We start from the raw sequence: 12,886 nt of genomic DNA on the forward strand, positions 1-12,886 counted from the left end.
TAGGCCTCATGCAAATCTCGCTGTTTGCGCAAAGAGCAAGCTTTCCCGACGTATGGCTTGATCATGGGCTCCTGGTCGGTCCGTTCTTCGAGGCGCAAGCGCGCGAGTTCGAAAGGGAATACGAAAGCGAGACACCGGAGGGCGGAACGGAGCATTGGCGATATGGCGCGTTCGTTCATTGGCTGCGGGCCAAGCCAGCGGAGGCGACGGTTGTGGCACTCGCCGAGGCAGCGCTACGAGATCAGGATCCATCAATGGCGGGTAATGTCATCCTAGAGTTGGCAGCGCTTCCTGCTTTCAGTCATCAGCTCCTTGAGCATGTCCTGGCCCGAGCGCCTGCGAGGAAGGAGCTAGGTGTCGCACCTGAGAAGTTGAGGGCTGTGTTCGCGAAGGCGCATCCCGCGGGCTAGCGTGCGGACTAGCCCTTCCATTGATGGGGCTTGTCCCGGTAAGCCGGGCCAAGTCCCTCATGTCAACTGTTGGCCCCAAAGAAACTACCCCAGCCAATCCTCCCGCGAATCAAAGAGGTACACCTATGCATCGAGGAACTTGCCACTGCGGCGCCATCCAACTGACCCTCCCTTCCACCCCGGAAGGGGCGATCTCATGCAACTGTTCGCTCTGTCGTCGCGTTGGGGGACCTTGGGTGTATTTCGAGTTCGGCACCGTCCAGATCGAAGGGCATCCGGCGAATACCGTCGAGTACATCCAAGGCGACAGGACAATCCGGACCATCCGGTGTCGGACTTGTGGATGTGTCACACACTGGGAGCCGCTCGATCCAAAGCCAGGCGCCAGGCACGGCGTTCATTTGGGCAACTTCGATCCAGAACTCATGGCCTCAGTCAAAGTGCGCAGGATCGACGGGGCCGACACCTGGAAGTTCTTGGATGAGCCGCAGTAATTCGGGGCCGAACCAGTCTATCGACCTGACTCGCGTCGGCAAGCCGCTGCTCGCCGCCGTGTTTCAACGTTGAACTTCATGTGCGTGACGGTGCAGTAACGGGCCGTGTGGCCGCGCCTCGCTGAGTCACTTCGCGATGGCGCACATGGCTGTTGTACGGTCAATGGCAACTCGCGAGCCCCACACCACCAGACCGGACCGGACCGAGAGCAAGTTGGACAAAATCCAAGCCGTTGTTGACTCTGAACTCGCGCCCATGCCCTGGCTTCTGCTCGTCATTGCCGGTTTGCTCGAAGTCGGCTGGGCCGTCGGCCTGAAGTACACCGAGGGCTTCACGCGCCCGCTGCCCACTGTTGCGACGGTGGCGGCCATGGTGCTCAGCGTGAGCCTGCTGGGCGTGGCTATGAAGTCGCTGCCCGTGGGCACGGCTTACGCGGTGTGGGTGGGCGTGGGTGCGGTGGGCACCGCCGCGCTGGGCATGGTGCTGTTCGGCGAGGCGGCGACCGTGGGCCGGCTGGTCAGCCTGGGGCTGATCGTGGCAGGCATCGTGGGGCTCAAGCTCGCGTCCTGAGCCCCAGGCCTCAGAGGTGCTGGGCCGGCACGTTCCAGCGCCGTGTCACCTCGCCGCGGCTGTTGACGCTTTCCAGTTGCACGCCAAAGCCCCACAGCCGGCCGACGTGCTTGAGCACCTCCTGCGCGTTGTCGTGCAGCGGGCGGTTGAGGTGCTGGATGTGGCGCAGCGTCAGTGACCGGTCGCCGCGCAGGTTCACGTTCCAGACCTGGATGTTGGGCTCGCGGGTGGACAGGTCGTACTGGCGGGATAGCGCCTGGCGCAGGTGGCGGTAGCCGGTCTCATCGTGGATGGCGGAGATCTCGTACTCGCTCTTGGACTCGTCGTCGAGGATGGAGAAGAGCCGGAAGTCGCGCATGATCTTCGGGCTCAGGTACTGGCCGATGAAGCTCTCGTCCTTGAAGTTGCGCATCGCGTGGTCGAGCGTCGGCAGCCAGTCGCTGCCGGCGATGTCGGGGAACCAGTCGCGGTCTTCGTCGGTCGGGTTCTCGCAGATGCGCTTGATGTCGGTGTACATCGCGAAGCCGAGCGCATAGGGGTTCAGGTTGGCGCCCGGGTGCTGGTAGACGACGTTGGTATGGCTCTTGAGCCACTCGATCATCATGCCGTCGCTCAGGTAGCCGTCGTCGTACATCTGGTTGAGCAGCCGGTGGTGCCAGAACGTGGCCCAACCTTCGTTCATGACCTGCGTCTGCCGCTGCGGGTAGAAGTACTGTGCGATCTTGCGGACGATGCGGACGATCTCGCGCTGCCAGGGCTCCAGCAGCGGCGCGTTCTTCTCGATGAAGTACAGCAGGTTCTCCTGCGGCTCCTCGGGGAAGCGGCGGCTCTCGGCGGCTTCGTCCGGGCGGTCGGGCTTGCGCGGCAGCGTGCGCCAGAGGTCGTTGACCTGCAATTGCGCGTACTGCTCGCGGTCCTTCAGCCGGGCGCGCTCCTCGGCGAGTGACAGCTTGGCCGGCCGACGGTAGCGGTCCACGCCGTGGTTCATCAGCGCATGGCAGCTGTCGAGCAGCGACTCGACGGCGTCCAGCCCATGGCGCTCCTCGCATTCGGCGACGAAGTTCTTGGCAAACACGAGGTAGTCGATGATGGACGACGCATCCGTCCACATGCGGAACAGGTAGTTGCCCTTGAAGAAGGAGTTATGGCCGTAGCAGGCGTGCGCGATGACCAGCGCCTGCATGGCCAGCGTGTTCTCCTCCATCAGGTAGGCGATGCAGGGGTCGGAGTTGATGACGATCTCGTAGGCCAGCCCCATCTGGCCGCGCTTGTAGCTGCGCTCGGTGGCGATGAACTCCTTGCCGTAGCTCCAGTGCCGGTAGTTCACCGGCATGCCGACGCTGGCGTAGGCGTCCATCATCTGCTCGGCGGTGATGACTTCGAGCTGGTTGGCGTAGGTGTCGAGGCCGAAGCGTTCGGCCGTCTGCTTGATGACGGCGTGGTAGTTCTCGATGAGCTCGAAGGTCCAGTCGTTGGGCGAGGGCAGCGGCTGGTTCGGGCGTTGCGCCAGCGGCACCATGCGCCGCAGCGGGTCGCGCTGGCGGCGCTCGGGCATGCCAGGCGGCGGCTTGGCGACGCGCCCGGGCTGGCGGCGGTCTTCCTTGGTGCTCATGTGTGCCCCTCGTCCGATGAGTACGTCGGCCGGTCCCCCGAGGGGGGGAGCGCGGACAGGGTTCGTCCAGAGGACGAGCCATGCCAGCGAACGGCCGGCTTGGGCACGGCCCGGCGCTCGGACCTCATGCCGTTGCCCCTTCCTTTTTGAACAGATCGCGGAAGACGGGGTAGATCTGCGAGGCTTCGACGGCCTTGCGCATCGCGAAGTGCGGTACGTCCTCGGCGAGCTTCACGTACTCCTCCCACAGGTTCTGCTCGGGCTCGGCCACCTGCACGTAGGCGAAGTAACGGCACAGCGGCAGGATCTTGTCGGCCAGGATCTCGCGGCAGCGGCCGCTGTCGTGGTGCCAGTTGTCGCCGTCGCTGGCCTGGGCGCCGTAGATGTTCCACTCGGTCGGCGAGTAGCGCTCCTTGATGATCTGCTCCATCAACACGAGCGCGCTGGAGACCACCGTGCCGCCGGTCTCGGTGGCGTGGAAGAAGTTCTGCTCGTCCACCTCCTGCGCCTGGGTGTGGTGGCGGATGAAGACCACGTCAATCTTCTCGTAGTGCCTTGTGAGGAACAGGTAGAGCAGGATGAAGAAGCGCTTGGCGAGGTCCTTGCGCGCTTCGTCCATAGAGCCGGACACGTCCATCAGGCAGAACATCACCGCGCGTGTCGTCGGGACGGGGATGCGCACGCGGGAGCGGAAGCGCAGGTCGATCGGGTCGAGGAAGGGGATGGCGTCCAGCCGCGAGCGCAGGTGGGCGATGCGCTCGCGGGTCTCTGCCAGCAGGCGGGGGGTCTCAGGGCGGTCTTCCTTCAGCAGCTCCTGCTCGCGGGCTTCAAGCTCGTGCAGCTCGCGGCGCTTGTCCATGCCCAGCGCGATGCGGCGGCCCAGCGCGCCGCGCATCGAACGCACGACGTGCAGGTTCGTCGGCGTGCCGTCCGACGAGAAGCCGGCGCGCTGCGTCTTCCATTCGGGCGTGTCGGCCAGCGTGGTGCGGGCCAGGTTGGGCAAGGCCAGGTCGTCGAAGAAGACCTGCATGAACTCTTCCTTGCTCAGGTGGAAGACGAAGTCGTCCTCTCCTTCGCCCTGGTCGCTCGCCTGGCCGCCGCCACCGCCCCCGCCTTGTCCACCCTTGGGTTTGGCGATGCGGTCGCCCTTGACGTACTCCTGGTTGCCCGGCCGCACGACCTCGCGGACGCCGCCATCGCCATGGCCGAAGACGGGCTCGTTCAGGTCCTTCTTCGGGATGTGCACGTCCTCGCCGCGCTCGATGTCGCGGATGCCACGACCGTCCACGGCGCGCTTGACCGCCTCGCGGATCTGCTCCTTGTGCCGGCGCAGGAAGCGCTCTCGGTTGCCGATGGACTTGTTCTTGCCCGACAGCCGTCTATCGATGATTTGCTGTAGCGACATCAGGCGACTCGCTTTCTCAGCTGCTCTTCCTCACGCGCAGGTACCACTCGCACAACAGCCGTACCTGCTTGGCCGTGTAGCCCTTGTCCACCATGCGTTGCACAAAGTTCTCGTGCTTCTTGGCGTCCTCGGCGCTGGCCTTGGCGTTGAAGCTGATGACGGGCAGCAGCTCCTCGGTGTTGGAGAACATCTTCTTCTCGATGACGGTGCGCAGCTTCTCGTAGCTGGTCCACAGCGGGTTCTTGCCGGCGTTGTTGGCGCGGGCCCGCAGCACGAAGTTGACGATTTCGTTGCGGAAGTCTTTGGGGTTTGAAATGCCCGCCGGCTTCTCGATCTTCTCCAGCTCGGCGTTCAGCGCTGAGCGGTCGAAGACCTCGCCGGTGTCGGTGTCGCGGTACTCCTGATCCTGGATCCAGTAATCGGCGTACGTCACGTAGCGGTCGAAGATGTTTTGGCCGTACTCGGAATAACTTTCCAGGTAGGCGGTCTGGATTTCCTTGCCGATGAACTCGGCGTAGCGCGGGCTCAACTGCTCCTTGATGAAGCCGACGTACTTCTCTTCCAGCTCCTTGGGGAACTGCTCGCGCTCGATCTGCTGCTCCAGCACGTACATCAGGTGCACCGGATTGGCGGCGACCTCGGCGCTGTCGAAGTTGAAGACCTTGGACAGGATCTTGTAGGCGAAGCGCGTGCTGATGCCGCTCATGCCCTCGTCGACGCCGGCGTAGTCGCGGTACTCCTGGTAGCTCTTCGCGCGCGGATCGGTGTCCTTCAGGTTCTCGCCGTCGTAGATCTGCATCTTGCTGAACAGCGACGAGTTCTCGGGCTCCTTCAGCCGCGTCAGCACGGCGAACTGGCTCATCATCTTCAACGTGCCCGGCGCGCACTTGGCCTCGGCCAGCGACGAGCCACGGATGAGCTTCTCGTAGATCTTGATCTCCTCGCTGACGCGCAGGCAGTAAGGCACCTTGACGATGTAGACGCGGTCGAGGAAGGCCTCGTTGTTCTTGTTGTTGCGGAAGGTCTTCCACTCGCTCTCGTTGCTGTGGGCCAGCACGATGCCGTCGAAGGGAATCGCGCCGAAGCCTTCGGTGCCCTTGTAGTTGCCTTCCTGCGTCGCCGTCAGCAGCGGATGCAGCACCTTGATCGGCGCCTTGAACATCTCGACGAACTCCAGCAGCCCCTGGTTGGCCAGGCACAGGCCGCCGGAGTAGCTGTAGGCATCGGGGTCGTCCTGCGCGAAGGTCTCGAGCTTGCGGATGTCGACCTTGCCCACCAGGCTGGAGATGTCCTGGTTGTTCTCGTCACCCGGCTCGGTCTTGGCCACGCCCAGCTGCTTGAGCACGCTGGGGTAGCGCTTGACGACCTTGAACTTGCGGATGTCGCCGCCGAACTCGTCGAGCCGCTTGACGGCCCACGGCGACAGGATGCGGTTCAGGTAGCGGCGCGGGATGCCGTAGTCACGCTCCAGCAGCGGGCCGTCCTCGGCGGGGTCGAACAGGCCCAGCGGGCTTTCGTTCACCGGCGAGCCGGCAATGGCATAGAACGGCACATGTTCCATCAGCTGCTTGAGCCGCTCGGCGATGGAGCTCTTGCCGCCGCCCACCGGGCCCAGCAGGTAGAGGATCTGCTTCTTTTCCTCCAGCCCTTGCGCAGCGTGCCTGAAATAGGACACCACCTGCTCGATGGCTTCTTCCAGCCCGTAGAACTCGGCGAAGGCCGGGTAGATCTTGATCGTCTTGTTCGCAAAGAGGCGCGACAGCCGTGGGTCGTTGCGCGTGTCGAGCATCTGCGGCTCGCCGATGGCCTGCAGCATGCGCTCGGCGGCGGTGGCGTAGGCGAGGGGGTTCCTCTTGCATTCGGCGAGGTACTCCTCCAGCGAGAGCTCCTCGACCTTGGTGCGCTCGTAGCGAGCTGCAAAGTGACTGATGACGTCCATGCCGATCTCCTGCGGTTTGAACTCCACAGGGCCGTGAGCACGATCCGTGCCCATGGTCAGCTGGGGGGTTCTGATCGCGCCTCAACTGCAAGGCGTCATCAGAACTCTCCGTCGTCGCACTGTCAGCTTGCTACGGCCGACAGCCACCTCATCGCAAGAATAAGCTGCCGTCTGCCCACCAACAAACCAGCTCGGTCTTTCGTTGACAGGGTGCCAGTCCAGCATACGCCCGAGGAGTAGGCAAGACCTGGTACCTGTTGGTCAAACCACACGAAACAGGGGGGCTTGTGCGCTCCTGCTGGGCGCGCGGTGCGTGAAGCAGGGTTGCGGTCCTGAGCGGAGTGTTGAGCCGCAGCAGGCGGACGCGCTGTCAGCCGTCGCCGCATTGCATCGGGCGGGCCCGTGCTGGTGCCCGTGTCCCCGATCTCTTGGACGTCGAGCCCGGATTCGCAGGCTGCGGCACCACAAACCCCTGATCTCCGGGATGACCGCAACGATCGCGGCCACTACAACCGCGGCCTTGCAAAGATGAGCCTCAAGGGAGAGCTGTGAAGTTTGTTCGTTTCGCGCTGCTGGCATGCAGCATGGGTGTGGCCACGGCCGCGCAGGCCGACGTGTCCTTTGCGTTCGGTGTTACAGCCGAGAACCTGAACACCGGCGTCTACAACTACCTGTATCCCGACGTGCAGACCTCAGGCGTGCTGAGCACCGGTGGGCCGCTGATGGTGCAGTCGGATGGCGTGTCGGCAATGGTCAACGCCTGGGCCGATGCCCGCACCGGCGTGTTCAAGTCCATCGCCAGCGTCAACATCAGCTCGGGCGGCCGCCCCGTCGACATCGCTGAGGCGTACTCGCGACTGGAGGTCAGCGACGTGCTGGTCTTCAACGCCACAGGCTCCACGGCGACGGCCGAGTTCCGGCTGAGCTACGACACGGCGATCAGCGGCCTGGGCTTCAGCGCTTTCCCGCGCGAAGGCGAGGTGTCGCACTTCCAGCAGGTGTTGTCGTTCCGCCAGATGACGCTGTCGTATGAGGTGGCCAACCCGGTTTTCGATCCCAACGCCAGCTGCACGGGCAGTGGTGAAGGCATGTTCTGCCCGGCGGAGACGCAGCAGTTCCTCACCGTCGAGAAGTCGGCCTCCAACGAGCAGTTCCGCGAAGTGGCCTTGGGTGGCCCGGACGGCACCTATACGAACGGCGAGGCCACCAACGGCCGCTACACCGGCACCGAGGTGCTGTCGCTGGAAGTGCCCACCGGCGTGGAAGTCCACCTGTCTTACACGGTCTACAACATGGCCCGCTGCTTCCACATGGGCAGCTGCACGCTGACCAGCGACGCCAGCCATTCGGATTACCTGGGCCTGGTGGCGCCGCAGGGCTTCAGCTCGGCCAGCGGCTATCAGTACCTGGGCCTGGCCGCAGCCGTCCCTGAGCCCGCCACCGCCTGGATGGGTCTGGCCGGCCTGGGCCTCATCGCGGGCGTGCTGCGCCGCCGTCGCCAAGCCTGATCCGCGGCGACGGACAGCGGGGCGTCAAGCGCCCCGCAGGCGTTGCAGGATGCCGTCCAGCGCGTCCAGCGAGTCGAACTGAATGGCCAGCTCGCCGCTCTGGCCGCGCTTCGTTCGCTTCTTGATGCGCACCTCGACTGTGGCGCCGAGAGCGTCGGCCAGCTCTTCTTCCAGACGCAGCACGTCGCGGCTCTTGTCGCTCTTCACGCGCAGCAGCGGCGCCTGACGCGCGGCGCCCTGGTTCTTCGCGACGAGCTTCTCGGCCTCGCGCACGCTGAGCTTCTTGGCCGCGATCTCGCTGGCCGTCGTGATCTGCAGCGCGCCGTCCAGCGGGAGCAGCGCGCGGGCATGGCCCATGTCCAGGTCGCCCGCCATCAGCATGTTCTGCACCGGCGTAGCCAGGTTCAGCAGGCGCAGCAGGTTGCTGGCAGCGCTGCGCGAACGGCCCACGGCCTGCGCGGCCTGCTCGTGCGTCAGACCGAACTCGTCGGTCAGCCGCTTGAGGCCCTGGGCTTCTTCGAGGGGGTTCAGGTCCTCGCGCTGGATGTTCTCGATCAGCGCCATGGCGGCGGCCGACTCGTCGGGCACGGACTTCACGAGCACCGGCACTTCGCGCAGGCCGGCCAGCCGGGCCGCGCGGAAGCGGCGCTCGCCGGCAATGATCTCGTAGGCTACGGCGCCCTGCGGCGTGATTGGCCGCACGAGGATCGGCTGCATGATGCCCTGCGACTTGATGGACTCGGCCAGTTCGTACAGCGAGCCCTCGTCCATGCGCGTGCGCGGCTGGTACTTGCCGGCCTGCAGCTGCTCCAGCTTCAGCGTGCTGGGTGTGCCGTCGCGCTCGGCGGCGGGCTGGTCGCTGACCTTGGGGCCCAGCAGGGCTTCCAGGCCGAGGCCGAGGCCTTTGGGTTTCTTCGTTGCCATGGTCGCGGATTGTCGGTCAGGGGCCGGGCGCGGCCAGGTCGTCCAGCAGCGCATGGCCCTCGGGCCAGTCGCCCAGGCCGGAAGCGCTGTTCAGGTGGCCACGCGGGCCGGCCATCACGACGGTCGCACCCCATTGCCCGGCCATCTCGGCGCCGCGGGCCAGCGCGCAGTAGGGGTCGTCGCTGCTGAGCACGGCCGTGGCCTTGAACGGCAGCCGCCCGCGGCGGATCGGCCGCCAGTTGTGCAGCTGTGGCGGCATGGCGTCGTGCTCGGTGTCGGGCGGCGCGACCAGCAGCGTCCCGTGCACGCGGGCCGTGTGCCGCGAGTGCTCGGCCCAGGCGGCGACCAGCTGGCAGCCCAGGCTGTGCGCGACGAGCAGCACCGGCGCCGGGTCGTCCAGCGCGAGCAGCACCTCGTCCAGCCGCGCCATCCAGTCGCCGCGGCGCGGCCATTGCCAGTCGGCCTGCTCGACCTTGGCATAGCCGTACAGGCGCTGCCAGCGGCTTTGCCAATGGTCGGCGTCGGAGTCCATCCAGCCGGGAAGGATGAGTCGCTGCATGGGGTTGATCGAGGGGTTGCATCCGATGTCATCCGGGCGGACGACAATCGTGGATTCCATTATTCCCGCCCATGGAGATCAGGCATGACGTTCAAGGTGTTTGTTGACGGCCAGGAAGGCACCACGGGCTTGCGCATCCACGAGTACCTCGCCGCGCGCGGCGACATCGAGGTGCTGAAGATCGACGCCGACAAGCGCAAGGACCCGGCCGAGCGCTCGCGCCTGCTGAACGCCGCCGACGTGGCCTTCCTGTGCCTGCCGGACGCCGCCTCGCGCGAGGCGGCCTTCATGGTCAACAACCCCAACACCTGCCTCATCGACGCCAGCACGGCGCACCGCACGGCGCCGGGCTGGGTGTTCGGCCTGCCGGAGCTGGCTCGCGGCCAGCGCGGCGCCATCCAGGCCAGCAAGCGCATCGCCAACCCGGGCTGCCACGCCAGCGCCTTCATCCTGGCCGTGCGGCCGCTGGTGGACGCTGGCCTGCTGCCGCGCGATGCGGCCGTCAGCGCCACGTCCATCACCGGCTATTCCGGCGGTGGCAAGAGCATGATCGCCGAGTACGAGCAGCAGCCGTTGCCTGCCCATCTGAGCGCACCGCGCCCCTATAGCCTGGGCCTCAAGCACAAGCATCTGCCTGAGATGCAGGCGCACACCGGCCTGTCCGCGCCGCCGGTGTTCCAGCCCATCGTCGCCAACTTCTACAAGGGCCTCGCGGTCAGCGTGCCGCTGCAGCTGAGCCAGCTGAAGGCCGGCACCACGCCGGAGCAGGTTCAGGCGGCGCTGGCAGCCCACTACGACGGCGAGCGCTTCATCCGCGTCATGCCGCTGCGCGACGCCGCCACGCTGGAGGCCGGCTTCTTTGACGTGCAGGCCTGCAACGACACGAACCGCGTGGACCTGTTCGTGTTCGCGTCCGACACGCAGGTGCTCGTCATGAGCCGGCTGGACAACCTCGGCAAGGGCGCCAGCGGCGCGGCGGTGCAGAGCATGAACGTGCATCTGGGCGTCGAGGAGACGCTGGGCCTGGTCTGACGCGTCAGCCGGCCGGCGTGTCCTGCGCCGGGTGCCGCTCCTCGCGGCCGTCGGCGTGGCGGGCGAAGCGGTCCTGACCGTCCCCGTGGACGGGCGCCGCGTCCGGCCACGGCCAGCCGCCGAACTCGGTGCGGCGGTAGTCCTCGAAGGCCTGCCGCAGCTCCTGCTCGGTGTTCATGACGAACGGCCCGTACTGGGCCACCGGCTCGCCGATCGGGCGGCCCTGCAGCATCAGCAGTTCGGCGGGCTCCTCGCCGTTGACCAGCGTGACGGTGGCGCCGGCGCGCAGTTCCATCGCCGACTGCACCGGCACCGGCTGGCCGTCCACCTCGAGCTGGCGGCCGGCGAAGAAGTACAGCTTGCGCCGCGTGCCGTCGCCGGTGGCCGGCGGCAGCACCCAGCGCGCGCCGGGCGCGAGGCGCAGTGTCCACATCGCAACGTCCGACGCGGCTCGCGACGCCCACGAATCCGGCGGCGGGGCCAGTGGTTTCAGTGTGTCGCCGGGCACGGGCAGCGCGCCGGCGATGCAGACCACCTCGGTCTCGCGGCCGGCGTCGTCGGTGAAGCGGTGACGCGGGATGTCCTGCGACCAGAACATCGTGAAGTGCGGCGCCACCATCTTGCTGGCGGCCGGCAGGTTGAGCCAGATCTGGAACAGCTCCAGCGGGTTGGGCCGGTCGGTGCGCAGCAGCGGGAACATCTCGGCGTGCACGATGCCCTGGCCGGCCGTCAGCCACTGCACGTCGCCGCCGCCGAAGCGGGCGCCGGCGCCCAGCGAGTCCGAATGGTCGATGCGTCCCTGGCGCACGATGGTCACCGTCTCGAAGCCGCGGTGCGGATGCGCCGGAAAGCCCGGCACCTGCTGGCCGTGGTACATGCTCCAGCCGTCGCGGCGCGAGAAGTCCGAGCCGATCTGCCGGCCGCGCAGCAGCGCCGCGTCGGGGCCATGACGGCCATTGCCAGGCGGGTAGGCGTCGTCATGGTGGACGCAGAAGAGGAAAGGGTCGATCGTCTCCCACGGAAAGCCGAGGGGTGTGACGGAGAGCAGGGCGGCGGTGGGCATGGTGGCGTCCGGTCGGCCCGCGAAAGGCGGGCGAGGGCGACACCCTAACCCGGAGTCGGTGGCCGTTGCAGCAGACGGGCCTCGGGAGGTGTGTGAAGCGAGTCGGTGGCGGCGTGCTGTTTCTCACGCCGGCTCGCCGGCCACCCGTGCAGCCCCGTCCTAGACTGGGACGAGCCCCCGGGCGTGGGGACGGCAACAACGACTGACGGCATCGGGGAGGGGGCTTGACGACAGCACGAGTACAGGGCGAGCGGCCTGCCGGTGTGAGCCCGCTGACTGCCCGTCTGGCGCGCGCGGGGATCGACACGGGACTGCCTCACCGGCTGCTGCGCCGCGCGGTGATGGCCCTGGCCAAGACGCCGGCGGCAACTGCCGTTGCACCCTCGCCGCTCCCCGGGTTCCTAGCGCCGCTGGCGCAGGCGCTGGCCCCGAGGTTTGCCGCCCATGACCAGGCGGCGGTGGCTGCGGCCAACCGCTATCGAAGCGCGTTCTGGTTGAGTTATGCCCTCAGCGCGGTGGCCGTGCTGCTGGCGGTGCTGCCTCTGTCCGTGCCGGCCCATCATGCGCTGCATGAGCCGGTGGCGGTGGCCGCTGGCGTCACGGAGTTCGTGCTGATCCTGGCCATCATTGCGTTGTACCGGCGCGGCAACTCGCGCGGCTGGCGTGATCGGTGGGTGCGGGAGCGCGCCGTTGCCGAGCAGCTGCGCTATCTGCCGCTGCTCGCGCCGTTCGCCGCCCAGCGACCCGACGGCGACGACAACTGGTACCTGCGCCTGCTGGGCCCGCAGGACGGCCTGCCCCACGATGCCGCCGCCGTGTCACAGGAGGGCTTGGCGGATGTCGCCGCGCAGTGCCGCAGCCTGCAGTCGCTTCCCGCGTGGCGCGAGCTCTTCAGGGCGCTGGACGACGCCGGCCGGCGCGGTGCCTATGCCGGGTTTGTCGCGCAGGAGTTGCAGCGGCAGGCGGCCTATCACGATGGCGTCGCCGCGCGGGAGGCGGCGTTTGCCCATCGAGTGCACCGGCTCGGGACGGGGTTGTTCATGTTGACGGCCGCGGCGGTGGGCCTGCATCTGGTCGTGCACCTGCCGGTGCTGGTGCTGCTGGCCACCGGATTGCCGGCGCTGGCGAGCGCGCTGCACGGCATCCTGGCCCACGGCGAGAGCCGGCGCCTGGCGGCCGGCTCGAGGCGGCAGGCGCGGGCGCTGCGCGCGTTGCAGCGCGAGCTCGACGCGCTGCGTGCGGCCGAGCCGTTGCCGGACGCCATCCGGCTCGCCCCCGTAGTGTTGCGGGCCGTGCAGCTGCTGCTGGACGAGCACCTGGACTGGCGCGAGCTGGTGCTGCACCACGACCTTCCCCTGCCCTGACCTGA

12 protein-coding genes are annotated in these 12,886 nt (G+C 67.1%); 6 read left to right on the forward strand and 6 right to left on the reverse strand.

Going from position 1 to position 12,886, the window contains the following annotated elements:
* The first annotated feature begins 8 nt into the window (after positions 1-8).
* The 3 genes from LXT13_RS14880 to sugE all read left to right on the forward strand — a co-directional run bounded on the left by LXT13_RS14880 (position 9) and on the right by sugE (position 1,475).
* Positions 9-410 (forward strand): hypothetical protein, encoded by a 402-nt coding sequence (locus tag LXT13_RS14880; RefSeq protein WP_233372738.1) that lies wholly within the window; start codon positions 9-11, stop codon positions 408-410.
* Between the two features lie 125 nt (positions 411-535).
* Positions 536-904, forward strand: coding sequence for a GFA family protein (locus LXT13_RS29105; protein ID WP_474100263.1), 369 nt, complete (start codon positions 536-538; stop codon positions 902-904).
* A gap of 256 nt (positions 905-1,160) precedes the next feature.
* Positions 1,161-1,475: a quaternary ammonium compound efflux SMR transporter SugE gene (gene sugE / locus LXT13_RS14885; RefSeq protein WP_233372739.1), complete on the forward strand. Its 315-nt coding sequence runs from the start codon at positions 1,161-1,163 to the stop codon at positions 1,473-1,475.
* Between the two features lie 10 nt (positions 1,476-1,485).
* On the opposite strand, the gene LXT13_RS14890 is transcribed toward sugE, so the two are convergent.
* The 3 genes from LXT13_RS14890 to LXT13_RS14900 all read right to left on the reverse strand — a co-directional run bounded on the left by LXT13_RS14890 (position 1,486) and on the right by LXT13_RS14900 (position 6,431).
* Complete coding sequence (locus tag LXT13_RS14890) at positions 1,486-3,030, reverse strand: SpoVR family protein (RefSeq protein ID WP_419964678.1); 1,545 nt, start codon at positions 3,028-3,030, stop codon at positions 1,486-1,488.
* A 181-nt stretch (positions 3,031-3,211) separates the two neighbouring features.
* Positions 3,212-4,492, reverse strand: coding sequence for a YeaH/YhbH family protein (locus tag LXT13_RS14895; RefSeq protein ID WP_233372740.1), 1,281 nt, complete (start codon positions 4,490-4,492; stop codon positions 3,212-3,214).
* 16 nt (positions 4,493-4,508) lie between these two features.
* Positions 4,509-6,431 carry a PrkA family serine protein kinase gene (locus LXT13_RS14900; RefSeq protein ID WP_233372741.1) on the reverse strand — a complete coding sequence of 641 codons (1,923 nt, stop codon included), beginning with the start codon at positions 6,429-6,431 and terminating at the stop codon, positions 4,509-4,511.
* A gap of 548 nt (positions 6,432-6,979) precedes the next feature.
* Between LXT13_RS14900 and LXT13_RS28815 the strand changes: the two genes are divergently transcribed.
* Positions 6,980-7,939, forward strand: a complete 960-nt coding sequence (locus LXT13_RS28815) for a PEP-CTERM sorting domain-containing protein (RefSeq protein ID WP_233372742.1) — start codon at positions 6,980-6,982, stop codon at positions 7,937-7,939.
* Positions 7,940-7,963: 24 nt separating this feature from the next.
* On the opposite strand, the gene LXT13_RS14910 is transcribed toward LXT13_RS28815, so the two are convergent.
* On the reverse strand, positions 7,964-8,863 hold the full coding sequence (locus tag LXT13_RS14910; protein WP_233372743.1) for a ParB/RepB/Spo0J family partition protein: 900 nt from the start codon (positions 8,861-8,863) through the stop codon (positions 7,964-7,966).
* A 16-nt stretch (positions 8,864-8,879) separates the two neighbouring features.
* Positions 8,880-9,422, reverse strand: coding sequence for an RBBP9/YdeN family alpha/beta hydrolase (locus LXT13_RS14915; RefSeq protein ID WP_255719477.1), 543 nt, complete (start codon positions 9,420-9,422; stop codon positions 8,880-8,882).
* An 84-nt stretch (positions 9,423-9,506) separates the two neighbouring features.
* Between LXT13_RS14915 and argC the strand changes: the two genes are divergently transcribed.
* A complete protein-coding gene (gene argC / locus LXT13_RS14920; RefSeq protein ID WP_233372744.1) occupies positions 9,507-10,454 on the forward strand; it encodes an N-acetyl-gamma-glutamyl-phosphate reductase in 948 nt (315 codons plus the stop codon).
* A gap of 4 nt (positions 10,455-10,458) precedes the next feature.
* On the opposite strand, the gene LXT13_RS14925 is transcribed toward argC, so the two are convergent.
* The gene (locus LXT13_RS14925; RefSeq protein ID WP_233372745.1) at positions 10,459-11,517 is read right to left on the reverse strand and encodes a pirin family protein; all 1,059 of its coding nucleotides are present in this window, start codon (positions 11,515-11,517) and stop codon (positions 10,459-10,461) included.
* Between the two features lie 263 nt (positions 11,518-11,780).
* Here LXT13_RS14925 and LXT13_RS14930 point away from each other — a divergent pair, with 263 nt between their 5' ends.
* A complete protein-coding gene (locus LXT13_RS14930; protein ID WP_233372746.1) occupies positions 11,781-12,881 on the forward strand; it encodes a hypothetical protein in 1,101 nt (366 codons plus the stop codon).
* Positions 12,882-12,886 lie beyond the last annotated feature (5 nt).

Source organism: Pelomonas cellulosilytica, assembly GCF_021353265.1.
Lineage (GTDB): Bacteria > Pseudomonadota > Gammaproteobacteria > Burkholderiales > Burkholderiaceae_C > Pelomonas > Pelomonas cellulosilytica.

What these genes read in the sequence shown, in the direction of transcription:
- LXT13_RS14890 (WP_419964678.1), bottom strand. Translation starts at nt 3,030, where the DNA reads ATGCCCGAGCGCCGCCAGCGCGACCCGCTGCGGCGCATGGTGCCGCTG.
- LXT13_RS14900 (WP_233372741.1), bottom strand. Translation starts at nt 6,431, where the DNA reads ATGGACGTCATCAGTCACTTTGCAGCTCGCTACGAGCGCACCAAGGTC.
- argC (WP_233372744.1), top strand. Translation starts at nt 9,507, where the DNA reads ATGACGTTCAAGGTGTTTGTTGACGGCCAGGAAGGCACCACGGGCTTG.
- LXT13_RS29105 (WP_474100263.1), top strand. Translation starts at nt 536, where the DNA reads ATGCATCGAGGAACTTGCCACTGCGGCGCCATCCAACTGACCCTCCCT.
- sugE (WP_233372739.1), top strand. Translation starts at nt 1,161, where the DNA reads ATGCCCTGGCTTCTGCTCGTCATTGCCGGTTTGCTCGAAGTCGGCTGG.
- LXT13_RS14925 (WP_233372745.1), bottom strand. Translation starts at nt 11,517, where the DNA reads ATGCCCACCGCCGCCCTGCTCTCCGTCACACCCCTCGGCTTTCCGTGG.
- LXT13_RS14915 (WP_255719477.1), bottom strand. Translation starts at nt 9,422, where the DNA reads ATGCAGCGACTCATCCTTCCCGGCTGGATGGACTCCGACGCCGACCAT.
- LXT13_RS14880 (WP_233372738.1), top strand. Translation starts at nt 9, where the DNA reads ATGCAAATCTCGCTGTTTGCGCAAAGAGCAAGCTTTCCCGACGTATGG.
- LXT13_RS14895 (WP_233372740.1), bottom strand. Translation starts at nt 4,492, where the DNA reads ATGTCGCTACAGCAAATCATCGATAGACGGCTGTCGGGCAAGAACAAG.
- LXT13_RS14910 (WP_233372743.1), bottom strand. Translation starts at nt 8,863, where the DNA reads ATGGCAACGAAGAAACCCAAAGGCCTCGGCCTCGGCCTGGAAGCCCTG.